The following is a 15,551-nucleotide window of genomic DNA, read 5'->3' on the forward strand; positions in this document are numbered from 1 at the left end:
GTTTCAGCGAACACCCGACGAGCGTCGCCTTTTCCAATGGGAATGAAGGGAATATACCGCCCTTCTCCACAGAGCGGGAGCGATCCGGCCCGTTCTCCCCCATTCGCGCGGCGCCCCGCACGGGTGCATGGGCGGGTCCGCTGCCGTAAGAGCGTCCGGGCACGGCCGGCCTCGCGCCCCGGCACGCCGCCTCCGAGCCCTCCCTTCCGCCCGCGCGCCGAGGAGCCCTGCCCCCATGCCGCAGCCGACGTCCCAGCCCGGTCCGCCTCCGACATCGCAGCCGGCGCCCGGCGAGGCCCCGCTCGGCCGGCTCCTGCGCCTGATGGCCGAGCTGCGGGACCCCGCGTGCGGCTGCGCCTGGGACGTCGCCCAGACCTTCGCGAGCATCGTTCCCTACACGCTGGAGGAGGCCTACGAGGTGGCCGACGCGATCGAGCGCGGCGACCTCGAGGACCTGCGCGAGGAACTCGGCGACCTGCTGCTGCAGGTCGTCTTCCACGCGCGGATGGCGGAGGAGGCGGGCGCGTTCGGCTTCGACGACGTGGCGGGCACGATCGCGGACAAGCTCGTGCGCCGCCATCCCCACGTCTTCGACGGGCGGGGCCGGCTCCTGCCCGACGCCGAGCGCCCGCGCGACCCGGCCGAGATCGAGCGGCTCTGGAGCGCCATCAAGGCGCAGGAGCGCGCGGCCCGCGGGGAGGGCGCGCGGGCGCAGGCGCCGCTCGCCGGCATCGCCCGGGCGCTGCCCGCCCTCGCCCGGGCGGAGAAGATCTCGCGCCGGGCGGCCGGCTACGGCTTCGACTGGCCGGACGCGGCCTCGGTCGTCGCCAAGGTGCGCGAGGAGACCGACGAGGTGGCCGAGGCGCTCGCCGCCGGCGCCCCCGAGGCGGTCGCCGAGGAGATCGGCGACCTGCTCTTCGCCGTGGCGAACCTCGCCCGCCACGCGGGCGTCGACCCGGAGGAGGCCCTGCGCCGGGGCAACGCCAAGTTCGAGCGCCGCTTCGGCGCCATGGCCGAGCGGCTCGGCCGGGAGGGACGCAGCCTGCCGGACTGCGACCTCGCCACGATGGAGGCGGCCTGGGCGGCGGTGAAGCGGGAGGAGGGCGGCCTGGGCGGCGGGACGGCGGGCTGAGGTCGCGCCGCCTGGCTTCAGCCGCCCTTCTTCCGCGCGCGGCCCGCCGGCTTCACGGCCCGGCTCGCGCTCCCCGTCGCGGCCCTGTCGGCCAGGTCCTTGGCGGGTATATTCTTGGCGGGTACATCCTTGGTGGGCGCCCTCCCCGCCTCGGCCGGGCAGCGCGGGCGCAGGCGCTGTAGCGCGGCCTCGATGGCGCGCTCGACATCCGCCTGCGCGGGCGGCGCCGCGGCGGGATCAAGGTTCGTCCGATCCGGCGCGCGGGTCTTCGGCATGCGCGGAACCGTACCAGACTCCGCGTGGCAGGGCGACGGCGGGCGCCGCCCGCGGTTAAGGCGGCCTCTCGCGAATCCGGAAAAGTCCTTTCCGGGACGTCGTCCTCACGGGATCCCCGGATCCGATGATCCCGGGATCCCGGCCTCACAGGATCCTCTCCTCCGGGAATCCGGCGAGGCCGGGGCGCCCTACCCGCCGGCGGCGGGCCCGCGGAACGGCCAGTCGAGGAGCCCCGAGGCGTAGAGCGCCGCCCAGACCAGCACCGGCTGAAAGGCGAGGCGCGGGCCGTGGTACCACCAGCTCCCCGGCAGTCCCTCGACCGGGATGCCCTCGACCGCGTGCTTGATGTTGGCCGGCACCACGCAGACGGCGTAGAGGGCGAGCCCGGCGCCCCCTGCCCGCCTGAGCCGAGGTGTCAGGAGCGCCAGCGCCCCCGCGATCTCGCACAGGCCCGTGAGCAGGATGACGAGGCGGGGCGCGGGCACCCAGTCCGGCACGATCGGCATCAGGCGCTCGGGCGCGGCGAGGTGCACGGCGCCGACGAGCCCGTAGAGCAGGACGAGGGCGGCGCGCAGGGCCGGGCGGAGGCGCCGCGGGATCTCCTCCGAAGTCCCCTGCCCCGTCACGGCGCCGTCCCGCACGCCTCGGAGACCCGCCGCCGCAGGGCGTCGGCGAGGCGGGCGACGGCCGGGTGGGCGGCGCTCGCGAGGGCCGCCTCCCCGATGGCCGAGACGGGCGCGGCGAGCCGCAGCGAGTTCGTGAGGAGGACCGCCTCGGCGCCCACGAGCTCCGGCAGCGTCAGGGAGCGCTCCTCCGGCACGAGGCCGAGGCCGGGCGCGAGCCGCAGCAGCTCCGCCCGGACGATGCCGGCGAGCACCCCGTCCGACAGGGGCGGCGTCACGAGGCGGTCCCCGAACAGGGCGAACAGGTTGCCGGTGCCGGCGCAGGCGACCCGCCCGCGCGTGTTGAGGAACAGGGCCTCGTCGAAGCCCTGCGCCGCGGCCTCGCCCGCCGCCAGCACCGCGTCGAGGTAGCCGAGGGTCTTCAGGCGGGAGGCCGGCGAGGTCTCGTTGCGGGCGATCCCGGTCGGGCGCAGCCGCAGGGGCGCGAAGGCGAGGTCCGGGCTCGTCCGGGCCGCGCTCGCGAACAGGGTCGGGCGGGGCTCGGCCGGCGGGCGCAGGCCCCGCGGGCCGGAGCCGCGGGTGGCGGTCGTGCGGATCGCGACTGGGCCGCCGCCGAGCGCCTCGGCGAGCGCCCGCATGGCCTGCTCGATCCGGGCCGGGTCGAGGCGGAAGCCCAGCGCCTCGGCCGAGGCGGCGAGCCGGTCCCGGTGCGCCTCGGCGAAGGCGACGCGCCCGTTCAGGGCGAGCGCGGTGTCGAACACCCCGTCGCCGAGGGTGAGGCCGCGGTCGGCGAGATCGAAGGGGACGGGCCCCTCGCTGAGGCGCCCGTCAAGCCACAGCATCGCCGGGCGCCCGCGCGTGTCCGAGGGGAGCGCCCCCTCGCCCGCCCTGCCGCCAGTCGCGGGCGAGGCCGAGGAAGTTGCCGAACAGGGCGTGGCCGTTCTCGGTCAGCACCGATTCCGGGTGGAACTGGATGCCCCAGGTCGGGTGCGTCCGGTGCGAGAGCGCCATCACCTCGCCCTCGGCCGAGACCGCGTCGACGCTCAGGTGCTCCTCCATCCCGGGCTGCGGCGTCACGATGAGGGAGTGGTAGCGCCCGACCTGCATGGGGGCGGGCAGGCCCCGGAACAGCGCCCTGCCCTCGTGCGAGACGGGGGTCGCCTGGCCGTGGAGCGGGCGCTGCGCCCGCTCGACCCGGCCGCCGAAAGCCGCCCCGATCGCCTGATGGCCGAGGCAGACCCCGAGGATCGGCACCGAGCCGGACAGGTCCCGGATCGCCGGCAGCGAGATCCCGGCCTCGGCCGGGGTGCAGGGCCCCGGCGAGACCACGACCGCCTCGGGGTCGAGGGCCCGGATGCCGGCCACGTCGAGGGCGTCGTTGCGCGCGACCCTGACCTCGGCGCCGAGCTCCTCGAGGTAGCGCACCACGTTGAAGACGAAGGAATCGTAGTTGTCGATGACGAGGATCATTGCGGGGGATCGACGGGCTCGAAGGCCTGGAAGACGCGGGCGGCCTTGGTCAGCGTCTCCTCGTATTCGGGGCCGGGCTCGGACAGGAGGGTGACGCCCCCGCCCGCCTGCAGCACGGCGGTCGCCTCGTCCATGAAGACGGTGCGGATCGCGATCGAGGTGTCGAGCGAGCCGTCGAAGCCGATCCGGCCGATCGCCCCGCAGTAGATCTCGCGGGCGTCCCCCTCGATCTCGGTGATGATGTCCATGGCCCTGAGCTTCGGCGCGCCGGTGATCGAGCCGCCGGGGAAGGTCGCGGCGACGAGGTCGAGGGCGTCGAGCCCCTCCCGCAGGGTGCCGGTCACCACCGATACCAGATGGTGGACCGAGGCGTAGGATTCCAGGCCGCAGAGGGTCGGCACCCGCACGCTGTGCGGCTCGCAGATCCGCGACAGGTCGTTCCTCAGGAGGTCGACGATCATGATGTTCTCGGCCCGCTCCTTGGCGTTGGCCTGGAGCGCCTCGCCGAGCGCCCGGTCGGCCTCCGGGTCGGGCACGCGCCGGACCGTGCCCTTGATCGGGCGGGTCTCGACGTGGCGCCCGTCGAGCTTCAGGAAGCGCTCCGGCGAGCTCGAGGCCACCGACAGGCCCTCGAAGGCGAGATAGGCCCCGAAGGTCGCCGGGTTCGTCTCGCGCAGCCGCTGGTAGAGGGCGAAGGGATCGAAGCCCGGCGGCAGGGCGGCGGTGAAGCGCTGGGCGATGTTCGCCTGGTAGATGTCGCCGGCGCGGATGTAGTCGCGGACCTTTTCGACAGCCTGTTCATAAGTTTGCCGGGTGAAATTCGAGTGCCACGCGAGCTTGTCGCGGGGCTGCGCCGGCCGCGGTGGCGGCGGGGTCGCGAGCGCGTCCGCGAAGGCCGAGAGGCGCGCCCGGGCGCGGGCCTCCCGCCGGCCGGGATCCGTCTCGGGCAGGCCCGTCGCGACGAGCCGGCAGGTGCCGGCCTCGTGGTCGATCGCCAGCACCGTGTCGTAGAGGTTGAGGGCGATGTCGTCGGTGAGCCCGGCCCGGCGGGCCGGACGGTCGACCCGCTCCAGCGCCTGGCCGAGATCGTAGGCGAAGTAGCCGATGGCGCCGCCGGGGAAGGACGCGCCCGCCGGCAGGCGGCAGGGGGCGAGGCAGGCCCGGAGCGCCGCGATCGGCCCGCCCGCGAGGGGTCGCCCGTCGAGGCTCGCGCGCCCGTCCCGGTAGCGGAACCGCCCGAAGGGCGAGGCCGCCACGGTCGAGGTCCGCCCCAGCGTGTCGTGGTGCATCGCGCTGTCGAGGAAGGCGAGCGCGCCCAGGGGGGCGAGGCGCTCGGCCGCCGCGACGGGATCGATGAACGGGATCTCGACGGTCCACATGGGGCGAATACGGTCGTTGGCCTGTCTGCGGCGCCTCGTCCGGGGCCCGCCTCGCGACACGCGTCGCACAGGCGATGCCGCGGGGGAAGCCGGGCGCGGTGACGCCCCGCGCGGGGAGGATCCGCCGCCAGCGCATCGCTGGGGCCGCCCTCCCCTTCAGGTGGTGCTTGCGCGACGGCGCGCAAAGCCCTGATGCCGAACGGCAAAGCTTCGGTCGAGCCCCGCGCCGCCGGCAGGCCGCCCCCGCCTCGGGCAGGCTCGCGCCGAGGCGCCGATGCCGCTATAGGAGGGCGCGAATCCCACCTCCCGAGGCCCGGCGCGGCCGGTCCGGCTCCCGGCCGGCACTTGCGCGCCGCGCCGTTTCCCGGCTCCCGATGACCGCCTCCCCGTCGCCCGAGACGCCCGACCCGACGAGCAAGGCCGCCGCGCCGCGGATCTCCTTCGTCTCCCTCGGCTGCCCGAAAGCGCTCGTCGATTCCGAGCGCATCCTCACGCATCTGCGGGCCGAGGGCTACGAGCTGTCGCGCCGCCACGACGGGGCGGACGTCGTCATCGTCAACACCTGCGGCTTCCTCGATTCGGCCAAGGCCGAATCCCTCGACGCGATCGGCCAGGCCATGGCCGAGAACGGGCGCGTCATCGTCACGGGCTGCATGGGCGCGCAGCCCGACGAGATCCGCGACCGGTACCCGAACCTCCTCGCCGTCACGGGCCCGCAGGCCTACGAGTCGGTGGTGGCGGCGGTGCACGAGGCGGTGCCGCCCGCCCACGACCCCTTCCTCGACCTGATCCCGCCGCAGGGCGTGAAGCTGACGCCGCGGCACTACGCGTACCTGAAGATCTCGGAGGGCTGCAACAACCGCTGCACGTTCTGCATCATCCCGTCCTTGCGGGGCGACCTCGTCAGCCGGCCGGCGGGCGACGTGCTGCGCGAGGCCGAGAAGCTGGTGAAGGCCGGCGTCAAGGAACTCCTCGTCGTCTCGCAGGACACCAGCGCCTACGGGGTCGACACCCGCTACGCGGCGAGCCCCTGGCGCGACCGCGAGGTGCGCGCGCGCTTCGCGGATCTGGCGGGCGCGCTCGGCGAGCTCGGGGCCTGGGTGCGGCTGCACTACGTCTACCCCTACCCGCACGTGGACGAGGTCATCCCCCTGATGGCCGAGGGGCGTGTCCTGCCCTACCTCGACATGCCGCTCCAGCACGCGAGCCCGAGCGTGCTCAAGCGCATGCGCCGGCCCGGCAACCAGGAGAAGCAGCTGGAGCGCATCCGCCGCTGGCGGGAGACGTGCCCGGACCTCGCCATCCGCTCGACCTTCATCGTGGGCTTCCCCGGCGAGACCGAGGCGGAGTTCGAGGAGCTTCTGGCCTGGATCCGGGAGGCGAGGCTCGAGCGGGTCGGCTGCTTCGCGTACGAGCCGGTCAAGGGGGCGGTCGCCAACGACGTGGCGGCGCTGGTGCCCCCCGAGGTCAAGGCCGAGCGCAAGCGCCGCTTCATGGAGGCGCAGCAGGCGGTGTCGCTGCGCCTGCAGAAGGCCCGGATCGGCAAGCGGCTGCCCGTCATCATCGACGAGGCGGGCGCGGGGCTGGCCCGGGGCCGCACGAAGTACGACGCGCCGGAGATCGACGGCGCCGTCCACGTCGCCTCCCGCCGCCCGGTGCGCCCGGGCGACATCGTCACGGTGAGGATCGAGGCGGCGGACGCCTACGACCTGCGCGGGAGCGTGGTTTAGGGCAGACCGCGGTTCTGGTAGCATCCGCCGGCCCGCCGCGGCGGGCGCCAGGGAGCCGGCCCGTGTATCGAACCCTCGCGCGCAGGAAGGCGGACGCGGCTGAGAGCCGTCAGGCGGCCGTCGTTGCCCTGTCGGCGCGCCTGCATGCCTTCGCCCGGGAGCGAGGGGGCCGCTTCCTCCTCTACGGCTCGGCCGCCCGCGGCACCATGCGCCACGACAGCGACGTCGACCTCCTCCTCGACTTCCCGCCCGAGGTCGAGGCCGACGCCTGGCGCTTCGCGGAAGATCTCTGCACTGCGAGCGGCATCGAGTCCGATATCCTGCCCCTCGCCTGGTGCACGCCGGCGTTCGCCGAGAGGATCCTCCCGCAGGCGATGGTGCTCGGATGAGCGACGCGCGCTGGATCGAGGTGCTCGACGACGCCGACTGGGCCGTGACGCACTTCGCACGTGCCGTCGAGATCGACAGGGTCGGCGGGTTCGAGGGTGACGGTCTCGAGGCGTACAAGGCTCGGATGGCCCTGCTGCAGGCCATGCAGTCCGGCTACACCTCGCTCGAGGGCAGCCTGGAGCGCATTCTCGAGATCCTGGGGGAGGAGAAGCCGGTGGGCGCCGCCTACCACGCGGATCTTGTCCGGCGCGTGAGCCGGGACCTGCCCGGTGAGCGCCCGGCTCTCCTCGACCCGGAACTGGCGCGGGCCGTCGATGAGACGCGTCGCTTCCGGCACGTTGCCCGAAAGAATTACAACAATTTTCGCGTTGAGGAGGCTGGCCGGGCGCTCGCCGCGGCCGCCCTGATCCGCGACCGCCTGCCGGCCGCCCTCCGCCGGTTCCGCGCCGTCATGGAGCCGTGAGGGCCGGCAGGCGGCGCCCGGCTCAGGCGTTCTTGCGCGGCCGATGGTTCGGGTCGACGCCGCCTTCGGGCGTGGTCTCGTTCTCGACGTCGCCTTCGAAGGTCGAATCCGCCTCCAGATCCTCCGGGTCGCCGCCGGACATGGTCATGCCCTTCGAGGTGCCGATGCCGGGGTTGCCCTTGAGGTCGGCGTCGGTCGGATGGTCCGTCTTGGGGTGCTTCGTCGACATGCGGTCTCCTGGGTTGGCCTGCCGGACCAACGCGGGTCTCCGGCCGCCTTTCCCCGGAGCGATGCGGCGCTTCGCCTCCCCTGATCCCGGGATCACGTCATGCCGGGATCCTGTCCTGCCGTGATCCGGTGATCTCCCCGCTGGCGACGCGGCCCACGCCCGCCGCCTCCATCTCGGCGAGCGCGCGCCACCGAGCCGTCGCGGTCGAGCCCCGCGACCGCGTCCTCGACGAGGACGACCGCGAATCCCTCGGCCCGCGCGTCGAGGGCGCTCCAGAGCACGCAGAAATCGGTGGCGAGGCCGCACAGGAACAGGCGGTCGAGGCCGCGCTCGCGCAGGTAGCCCGCGAGCCCGGTGCGCGTCGTCCGGTCCGCCTCGAGGAAGGCCGAGTAGCTGTCGACCTCGGGCGCGTGGCCCTTGCGGATCAGGAGCCCGGCGCGGCGCGCGTCGAGGCCGGGGGCGAGCTCCGCCCCCGGCGTCCCCTGCACGCAGTGGTCCGGCCACAGGACCTGCGTCCCGTAGGGCATCGCCGCGGTGTCGAAGGGAGCCTTGCCCGGGTGCCGGGCCGCGAAGGAGGCGTGGCCGGGCGTGTGCCAGTCCTGCGTCACGACCACGTGGGGAAACAGGCCGATCAGCCGGTTGATCGGCGCGATCACCCGGTCGCCCTCCGGCACGGGCAGGGCGCCCCCCGGCAGGAAGTCGTTCTGGACGTCGATGACGAGGAGCGCGTCGCTCTGCCCGAGGATCACCGGGATCTCCCCTGTTCGGCGGGCGCCGGCTCCGCTCGTTGTCTGCCCAGGATACCCGGATCCTCCGATCCCCGTCTCCTGCGATCCCCGGAACACGGGATCACGGGATCGGGGGATGCCCGGATCCTCGCCCTGCCCTGCGCGGCTCAGGTGCCCGCCCCGCGCTCGCGCGGCGCGCCCGCCGCCTGGAAGGCGGCCGCCAGGATGGCGCGGGTGCGGGCGTCCTGGCGCGTCAGCAGCTCGACGCGGCTCGTCGGCAGTGGCGGCAGACCCTCCGTGCGCGCCGCGCACCCCTCCGGCAGGTGGCGCGCGCCGAAGGGGCCGAGGCCGAGCCCGGCCCGCACCGCGGCCTGGAGCGCCGTGACCGAGCCGCCGGAGAAGGCGTGGCGCCAGGGCAGGCCCGCCGCGTCGAGGGCCTGGACCGCCGCGGCCTTGACGCCGCAGGGACCGCTCAGGGCCACGAGCGGCACCGGCTCGCCCGGGCTCCAGTCGAGGGCGGGCGAGCCGGCCCAGACGAGCGGGTCCGCGAACAGGGGCGTGCCGTCGCGCCGCTCCCCCTCCTGGCGGACCACCGCCGCCTCGGCCTCGCCGCGGTCGTAGGCCTCGCGCATCGCGGTGGAGAGACCGACGCTCACGTCGGGAACGAGCCGGGGCAGTGCCGCCCGCAGGGAGGCCAGGGCCGGGGCCAGATGGCCGCCCACCGCGTGGTCGCTCACCGCCAGACGCAGGCTCGCCCGCTCCTCCCCGCCCGAAAGCTCCGTCCAGGCACGGTCGTGGGCGGCGAGGATCGCGCGGGCGTGCGGCAGCAGGCGGGCCCCGTCCGGCGTCAGCCCCACCGCCCGCGGCGTGCGGGCGAGAAGGCGACGGCCGACCTGCTCCTCCAGCCGCGCGATGCGCAGCGAGATCGCCGACTGGGTCGCGCCGAGGCAGGTGCCGGCGGCCGTGAAGCTCCTCAGGTCCGCCGCGACGAGGAAGGCGCGGAGTTGGTCGAGGTCGAGGGTGCGCATCCTTTCATTTCAAGCACAAATCTCTGAGAGTGCAACAACGCGTTTCTCAAATGATGCGGCGGGGCGCAGGGTCTGGATGTCCACCGACAGAGGAGCCATCCCATGCCGATCATCACCGTCAAGGTCGCCCCCCACGATCCCGTGCCGGACCTGGAGCGGGCGGTCGCCGCGCTCGCCGCGCGCGCCTCCACCGAGATCCTGCGCAAGCGCGCCGACCTCACCGCCGTGCTCGTCGAGCGGGCCGACCCCGCCGCCTGGTTCGCCGGCGGCGCGAGCCTCGCCGACCAGGGCCGGTCGAGCTACTGGCTGGAGATCCGGGTCGTCGACGGCACCAACACCAAGGAGGAGAAGGAAGCCTTCCTCGCCGCGATCCACGACGGGATGGGCCACCTCCTCGGCGACCTGCACCCGGAGAGCTACGTGCACGTCGCGGAGGTGAGCGCGGACGCCTACGGCTTCGGGGGCCTGACGCAGGAGCGCCGCTTCGTGGCGGGCCGGCTCGGTGTCCCGCCGGTGCCGGCGGCCTGAGGGGCGGCCCCGCCCCCCGCGCCCGATCCCGGACCTGCGCCGGTGAGGCTCGGCCGATGGCCGGTCTCACCGCGTGAGGCTCAGGGCTCCATCACGGTGGAGCCCGTCGTCTCGCGGCCGGCGAGGTCGCGGTGCACCTGCTGCGCCTCGGCGAGCGGGTAGCGGGCGTTGACCGGGATCCGCACCGCCCCGCTCCGGACCGCGCCGAACAGGTTCTCGGCCATCGCGTCGAGGACGGGGCGCTGGCTGGAGAAGGTGAAGAGCGTCGGGCGGATCGCGTAGAGCGAGCCCTTCTGGGCGAGGAGGCCGATGTCGAAGGCCTCGATCGCGCCCGACGCCGAGCCGAAGCTCACGAAGGTGCCGAGCGGCGACAGGCAGTCCAGGGAGGCGGGGAAGGTCGCCTTGCCGACGCCGTCGTAGACGACCGGCACGCCCTTGCCCTGCGTGATCTCGCGCACCCGCTTGGCGAAGTCCTCCTCGCGGTAGAGGATGACGTGGTCGCAGCCGTGCGCCTTGGCGAGCTCCGCCTTCTCGGGCGTGCCCGCGGTGCCGATCACCGTGGCGCCGAGATGCTTCGCCCACTGGCAGGCGATCAGGCCGACGCCGCCGGCCGCCGCGTGGAACAGGATCGTGTCGCCCGGCTTCACCCGGTAGACCCGGTGCAGCAGGTACTCGGCGGTCAGGCCCTTCAGCATCATCGCGGCGGCGGTGGCGTCGTCCACCCCTTCCGGCACGTGCACCGCGGCGGCGGCGGCGATCACCGGCTCCTCCGCGTAGGTACCCTCGGCCGAGCCGTAGGCGACGCGGTCGCCGATCTTGAAGCCCGACACGCCCGCGCCGACCGCCGTCACCTCGCCGGCGCCCTCCTTGCCGGGCGTGAAGGGAAGCTGCGCCGCCTTGTAGGCCCCGGTGCGGAAGTAGATGTCGATGAAGTTCACGCCGACCGCGCGCTGGCGCACCCGGATCTGGCCCGGTCCCGGCTCGGGCAGCGGCACGTCCTCGAACCGCATCACCTCGGGGCCGCCGTACTCGTGAACCCGGATCGCCTTCATCGTGAGCTCCTGACGTTGGGCGCTTTGCCCCTCCCGACATAAGGGCGGGGCGGGCCGCAGCAATGCCGTCTCCCTGCCCTGCCGCAGGGCCTCCGGGCAAGCGCCCTGAAAAGAGCAGATTCTGTGTACGGTCGACCAAGACAGTATATTTCTAGACAGTTCTGCGTCAGAGTGCCCCGGACCGCCTCCCCGCGAAGCGGTCGTCTGCGCCCGCCGGTCTCGGAACCCCTCAGCTGACCGGCGGGTGCAGACTCGCGCGCCCCGGCCCGAGCCGGCTCGCCCGTGTGACAGACGCTCCCTGCGCCCCTAGATCTCCCCCGGTCCATCCCGAAACCCGCCCGCGCGAGGATGTTTGCCCGTGCCCGATTCCCAGCCCGCCTCCCCGCCCCCGCCCGAGGCCCGGACCTTCGCGGTGGCCGTGGTGGGCGCGGGCGCGGCCGGCCTCTCGGCCGCCCTGGCGCTGGCGCGGGCGGGCATCGACACCGCCCTCGTCGGGCGCCACGCGCCGGTGGCGGACGGGCGCACGGTCGCCCTCCTCGACGGTTCGGTGCGCTTCCTCGACGCGCTCGGGGCCTGGGACGCGCTGCGCGCGCACGCGGCGCCCCTCGCCGAGCTGCACATCGTCGACGACACCGGCAGCCTGTTCCGGCCGCCGCCGGCCCGGTTCCGGGCCGACGAGATCGGCCTGCCCGCCTTCGGCTGGAACGTCGAGAGCGCCCGGCTCGTGGAGGGCCTGCGCGCCGAGGCCCGCCGGGCCCCGAACCTCACCCTGATCGAGCGCGACGCGGCCGGCTTCGAGGCCGGCGAGGCCACCGCCCGCCTGAGCCTCGAGGACGGCGGCCGCCTCGACGCCCGCCTCGTGGTCGCAGCCGACGGCGGGCGCTCGCGCCTGCGGGCGGCCTCCGGCCTGCGCGTGCGCGACTGGTCCTACCCGCAGGGCGCGGTGACGACGCTGCTGGCCCATGCCCGGCCGCACCGGGACGTCTCGACGGAGTTCCACACCCGGCAGGGGCCCTTCACCCTGGTGCCGCTGCCGGGCGGCCAGCGCTCCAGCCTCGTCTGGGTCACGGGCGAGATGGCCGCGCGCCGGCTGTCGGACCTCGACGACGCGAGCCTCGCCCTCGCCGTCGAGCGGCAGGCACAGGGCCTGCTCGGCGCGATGCGGATCGACGGGCCGCGCGGCCTCGTGCCGATGCGGGGCCTCTCGGTGGCGACGCCCGTCGCCCACCGCCTCGCCCTCATCGGCGAGGCCGCCCACGTCTTCCCGCCGATCGGCGCGCAGGGCCTCAATCTCGGCCTCCGGGACGCGGCTGCCCTGCGCGACGCGGTCCTGGCGGCGGCCCGGGACGGGCGCGATCCCGGCGCGCGGGGGGCGCTCGCCGGCTTCGCGCGGGCGCGCCGCCTCGACGCGGGCCTGCGCACCGCCGCGGTCGACGCCCTCAACCGGAGCCTGCTCACGGCCTTCCTGCCCGTCGACGCGCTGCGCGGCGCGGGGCTCCTCGCCATGACGACGATCGGCCCCTTGCGCCGCGCGGTGATGCGCGAGGGGGTCCTGCCCCGGCTCAACGCGCCGGAGCTGATGCGGGCGCGGCGGGACGCGCAGCGCTAGGACCGGTCCGGTGATCCTGTGATCACCGGACGGGCTCTATCCGATTGAATACGCGGCGTTCTCTCGCGCGGAATCGGAGACCGCTTCCGCGGACGGTGCTCTCCGGCCCGCCTCAGCGCCGGGCGAGGCTCGCCGAGCCGGCTTGCGCGCGGGGTGCCGGCGGCGCCTCCGGCCGGGCCGGGTTCAGCGAGCCGGTGGCGAGCGCCGCGTCGTCGCTCGGCGCCCCGTTCGCCTTGGCGAGCGCCTCGGGCGTCGCGAAGGCGGTGCCGGCCCGGCCCAGGCGCTCGCCGTGGGCGTACAGGGCCTTCATGTAGCCCTGGTCGAAGGGGGCCGACGAGGTCTGCGCGAAGCGGCCGTCGATCTCGGCGACCTGCACGTCGATGCCGTTCGCCTCGGCGAAGCCGCGGGTCAGCGCGAGCGCCGCCCGGGTCTGGGCCTTGATGGCCGCCGAGAGCGAGCGGCCGAGCACGCTCAGCGTCGTGCGGCTCGCCACCTGGAAGTCCGGCGTCAGCTTGTTGTTGACGACCACGTAGACGGCCTTGGCCGGGAACCGCACCGGCGCCGCGCCCGTGATGGCTGCGCCCGGCGCGAGGTAGAACGGGGCTGTGGTGCCGCCGTCGGCGTGCATTTCCTGGAACGCCTTCCCGTCGGGGGCGACCGCGTCGATCATCACCGGCGGGAAGATGCCGGGCACCGCCGCCGAGGCGAGCACGATGGCGCGGAACAGGTCCAGCGCCTTCGGGCCGCCCGCGGTGGCGATGGCGCCCATGTCCCACAGGACCGGGCGCTCGGTGTCGACCTCGGTGGTCGCCACGAGGAGCCGCCTGCCCTTGGCGTGCTCGGCCGCCACCGCCTTGAGGAGCGCGGGCGTCACCGTGCGGTCGATGCGGCGCTTGAGCGGCCACGTGTCCGTCAGGGCCTCGTTGGTGCCGCCGAACTCGAACACGTCGGCCGCCGTGATGGTGGTGTAGGCCTCCTGCAGGGGCCGGTCGCCGGCCGCGCCCACGAAGGCGAAGGGGGCGATCAGCGCGCCGGTGCTGACGCCCGTGACCACGCCGAAGGCCGGCCGCCCGCCCGTCGCGGTCCAGCCCGAGAGCAGGCCGGCCGCGAAGGCCCCGTTTTCGCCCCCGCCCGAGAGGACGAGCCAGGGCTCGCGGGCCTCGGAGGCCCCGTCGACGAGCCTCTGGAAGGCGGCGGCGTCGTCGCCCGCGATCCGCACGGGAACGGACAGCCCGGCCGGCCGGGCGGCGGCGGCCTCGCCCGCCGTGAAGGAGACCCGCTGGTCGCTGCCCGGCCCGCGCGGCGTCTCGGCGCGTGAATCCGGGCGCGTCTGGGCGGTGGCCTGGGGCTTCGAGGATTGCGCGGACAGCGCCATCTGGGGGGCGCCCGTGCCGAGCATCGCCAGCGCGGTGCACAGAAGCATGTGCCGCTTGGTCAGTCCGGACATCTGCTTGGTCCTCGGATGCGAGCCCTCTCGAGAATCCCGCCGGGCTCTCCCTTCGCCGGCCTCTCGGCCGGCCTCGCCGACGGGTGCCCGGGATGCCAGGCGGTTCGCGCCGGGCGCACGGGCTTCTCGCGGGGGCCCTGGTGAGACCCGCCTCGATTGCCAGAACGCCCCTCCGCACGGGGCAGTTCCGGTCCGGAGCTTGACAGTGCGTGCGCTGCAACACCTGCCGCGCCGGCCGAATGCGGCCCGTCCGCCGGAACGCCATCCGGTGCGGCGCGCGCGCGGCGGCTTTACGCCGGGGCCACGCTTGCACTACGCGGGGGCGAACCGTCCGCGCTCCCGCCGACGCGCACCCGCCGCGACCTGCCGAGGTCCGCAACTGCCGAGGTCTGTCATGAAACTGCCGCGCCGCTTCTTCCAGCCGCTCGCCACCGGCGCGCCGAACCCCTTCCGCGAGCTGCCGGTCCGGCTCGAGCGGATGATCCACTTCGTGCCGCCCCACAACGACAAGGTCCGCGCCCGGGTGCCGGAACTCGCCAGGACGGTCGACGTGGTGCTCGGCAACCTCGAGGACGCGGTTCCGGCCGACCAGAAGGAGGCTGCCCGCAAGGGCTTCGTGGCGATGGCCCGCGACACCGACTTCGCGGCCTCCGGCACCGGCCTGTGGACCCGCATCAACGCCCTCAACTCGCCCTGGATTCTCGACGACCTGTTCGAGATCGTCTCGCAGGTCGGCGACAGGCTCGACGTGGTGATGGTGCCCAAGGTCGAGGGGCCTTGGGACATCCACTACATCGACCAGCTGCTCGCCCAGCTCGAGGCGCGCCACGGCGTCGGCAAGCCGATCCTCGTCCACGCCATCCTGGAGACGGCGGAGGGCGTGGCCAACGTCGAGGCGATCGCCAGCGCCTCGCCCCGCATGCACGGCATGAGCCTCGGCCCGGCCGACCTCGCGGCCTCCCGCGGCATGAAGACGACCCGCGTCGGCGGCGGCCACCCGGATTACCGCGTCATCGCCGACCCGGCGGGCGACGCGCCGCGCGCCTCCGCGCAGCAGGACCTCTGGCACTACACGATCGCCAAGATGGTCGACGCCTGCATGGCCAACGGGATCAAGCCCTTCTACGGCCCCTTCGGCGACTTCTCGGATTCCGCCGCCTGCGAGGCTCAGTTCCGCAACGCCTTCCTGATGGGCTGCGCCGGCGCCTGGACGCTGCACCCGAGCCAGGTGACGCTCGCCAAGACCGTGTTCGCCCCGGACCCCGCCGAGGTCGCCTTCGCCGTGCGCATCGTCGAGGCGATGCCCGACGGGACCGGCGCCGTGATGCTCGACGGCAAGATGCAGGACGATGCCACCTGGAAGCAGGCCAAGGTCATCGTCGACCTCGCGCGTCTCGTGGCCCAGAAGGACCCGGAACTCGCCGCGGCCTACAAGCTTTCCTGATCACCCGCGCAGGCGGGCCGGCC

16 protein-coding genes and 1 pseudogene are annotated in these 15,551 nt (G+C 74.5%); 7 read left to right on the forward strand and 10 right to left on the reverse strand.

Annotated elements, in window-relative coordinates:
• The first annotated feature begins 235 nt into the window (after positions 1–235).
• A complete protein-coding gene (gene mazG, locus MOX02_RS08375) occupies positions 236–1,132 on the forward strand; it encodes a nucleoside triphosphate pyrophosphohydrolase (RefSeq protein ID WP_147025350.1) in 897 nt (298 codons plus the stop codon).
• 17 nt (positions 1,133–1,149) lie between these two features.
• Here the strand turns inward: mazG and MOX02_RS08380 are convergent, their stop codons facing one another.
• The 5 genes from MOX02_RS08380 to pabB form a co-directional block, all read right to left on the reverse strand.
• A complete protein-coding gene (locus tag MOX02_RS08380; protein WP_147025351.1) occupies positions 1,150–1,407 on the reverse strand; it encodes a hypothetical protein in 258 nt (85 codons plus the stop codon).
• A gap of 189 nt (positions 1,408–1,596) precedes the next feature.
• Positions 1,597–2,034 (reverse strand): DoxX family protein, encoded by a 438-nt coding sequence (locus MOX02_RS08385; RefSeq protein ID WP_373866726.1) that lies wholly within the window; start codon positions 2,032–2,034, stop codon positions 1,597–1,599.
• Positions 2,031–2,873, reverse strand: coding sequence for an aminotransferase class IV (locus tag MOX02_RS08390; protein WP_147025352.1), 843 nt, complete (start codon positions 2,871–2,873; stop codon positions 2,031–2,033). The genes MOX02_RS08385 and MOX02_RS08390 overlap by 4 nt, the downstream gene beginning before the upstream one ends.
• Entirely contained in the window at positions 2,860–3,501 is a 642-nt protein-coding gene (locus MOX02_RS08395; RefSeq protein WP_147025353.1) for an anthranilate synthase component II, read from the reverse strand. The genes MOX02_RS08390 and MOX02_RS08395 overlap by 14 nt, the downstream gene beginning before the upstream one ends.
• On the reverse strand, positions 3,498–4,880 hold the full coding sequence (gene pabB, locus MOX02_RS08400) for an aminodeoxychorismate synthase component I (RefSeq protein ID WP_147025354.1): 1,383 nt from the start codon (positions 4,878–4,880) through the stop codon (positions 3,498–3,500). Before pabB ends, MOX02_RS08395 begins: the two co-directional genes overlap by 4 nt.
• Before the next feature lie 374 nt (positions 4,881–5,254).
• Here pabB and rimO point away from each other — a divergent pair, with 374 nt between their 5' ends.
• The 3 genes from rimO to MOX02_RS08415 all read left to right on the forward strand — a co-directional run bounded on the left by rimO (position 5,255) and on the right by MOX02_RS08415 (position 7,463).
• Complete coding sequence (gene rimO / locus MOX02_RS08405) at positions 5,255–6,610, forward strand: 30S ribosomal protein S12 methylthiotransferase RimO (protein ID WP_147025355.1); 1,356 nt, start codon at positions 5,255–5,257, stop codon at positions 6,608–6,610.
• 62 nt (positions 6,611–6,672) lie between these two features.
• Complete coding sequence (locus tag MOX02_RS08410) at positions 6,673–6,999, forward strand: nucleotidyltransferase family protein (RefSeq protein WP_170267740.1); 327 nt, start codon at positions 6,673–6,675, stop codon at positions 6,997–6,999.
• The gene (locus tag MOX02_RS08415) at positions 6,996–7,463 is read left to right on the forward strand and encodes a ribonuclease toxin HepT-like protein (RefSeq protein ID WP_147025356.1); all 468 of its coding nucleotides are present in this window, start codon (positions 6,996–6,998) and stop codon (positions 7,461–7,463) included. The genes MOX02_RS08410 and MOX02_RS08415 overlap by 4 nt, the downstream gene beginning before the upstream one ends.
• A 22-nt stretch (positions 7,464–7,485) precedes the next feature.
• Here MOX02_RS08415 and MOX02_RS08420 read toward each other — a convergent pair whose 3' ends face one another.
• The 3 genes and pseudogenes from MOX02_RS08420 to MOX02_RS08430 form a co-directional block, all read right to left on the reverse strand.
• Positions 7,486–7,692, reverse strand: a complete 207-nt coding sequence (locus MOX02_RS08420; protein WP_147025357.1) for a hypothetical protein — start codon at positions 7,690–7,692, stop codon at positions 7,486–7,488.
• A gap of 97 nt (positions 7,693–7,789) precedes the next feature.
• Positions 7,790–8,441 (reverse strand): annotated as a pseudogene (gene pncA, locus MOX02_RS08425) (bifunctional nicotinamidase/pyrazinamidase).
• 146 nt (positions 8,442–8,587) lie between these two features.
• Positions 8,588–9,448, reverse strand: coding sequence for a LysR substrate-binding domain-containing protein (locus MOX02_RS08430; RefSeq protein ID WP_147025358.1), 861 nt, complete (start codon positions 9,446–9,448; stop codon positions 8,588–8,590).
• Between the two features lie 102 nt (positions 9,449–9,550).
• On the opposite strand from MOX02_RS08430, the gene MOX02_RS08435 reads away from it, so the two are divergent.
• A complete protein-coding gene (locus MOX02_RS08435; RefSeq protein WP_147025359.1) occupies positions 9,551–9,976 on the forward strand; it encodes a tautomerase family protein in 426 nt (141 codons plus the stop codon).
• Positions 9,977–10,056: 80 nt separating this feature from the next.
• Here MOX02_RS08435 and MOX02_RS08440 read toward each other — a convergent pair whose 3' ends face one another.
• Positions 10,057–11,028, reverse strand: a complete 972-nt coding sequence (locus MOX02_RS08440; protein ID WP_147025360.1) for a quinone oxidoreductase family protein — start codon at positions 11,026–11,028, stop codon at positions 10,057–10,059.
• A 358-nt stretch (positions 11,029–11,386) separates the two neighbouring features.
• On the opposite strand from MOX02_RS08440, the gene MOX02_RS08445 reads away from it, so the two are divergent.
• On the forward strand, positions 11,387–12,637 hold the full coding sequence (locus tag MOX02_RS08445; protein WP_238179733.1) for an FAD-dependent monooxygenase: 1,251 nt from the start codon (positions 11,387–11,389) through the stop codon (positions 12,635–12,637).
• A gap of 112 nt (positions 12,638–12,749) precedes the next feature.
• Here MOX02_RS08445 and MOX02_RS08450 read toward each other — a convergent pair whose 3' ends face one another.
• Positions 12,750–14,084 carry a patatin-like phospholipase family protein gene (locus tag MOX02_RS08450; RefSeq protein ID WP_147025362.1) on the reverse strand — a complete coding sequence of 445 codons (1,335 nt, stop codon included), beginning with the start codon at positions 14,082–14,084 and terminating at the stop codon, positions 12,750–12,752.
• Positions 14,085–14,478: 394 nt separating this feature from the next.
• Between MOX02_RS08450 and MOX02_RS08455 the strand changes: the two genes are divergently transcribed.
• Entirely contained in the window at positions 14,479–15,528 is a 1,050-nt protein-coding gene (locus tag MOX02_RS08455; RefSeq protein ID WP_147025363.1) for an HpcH/HpaI aldolase/citrate lyase family protein, read from the forward strand.
• Positions 15,529–15,551 lie beyond the last annotated feature (23 nt).

This window comes from Methylobacterium oxalidis, from assembly GCF_007992195.1.
Classification (GTDB): domain Bacteria; phylum Pseudomonadota; class Alphaproteobacteria; order Rhizobiales; family Beijerinckiaceae; genus Methylobacterium; species Methylobacterium oxalidis.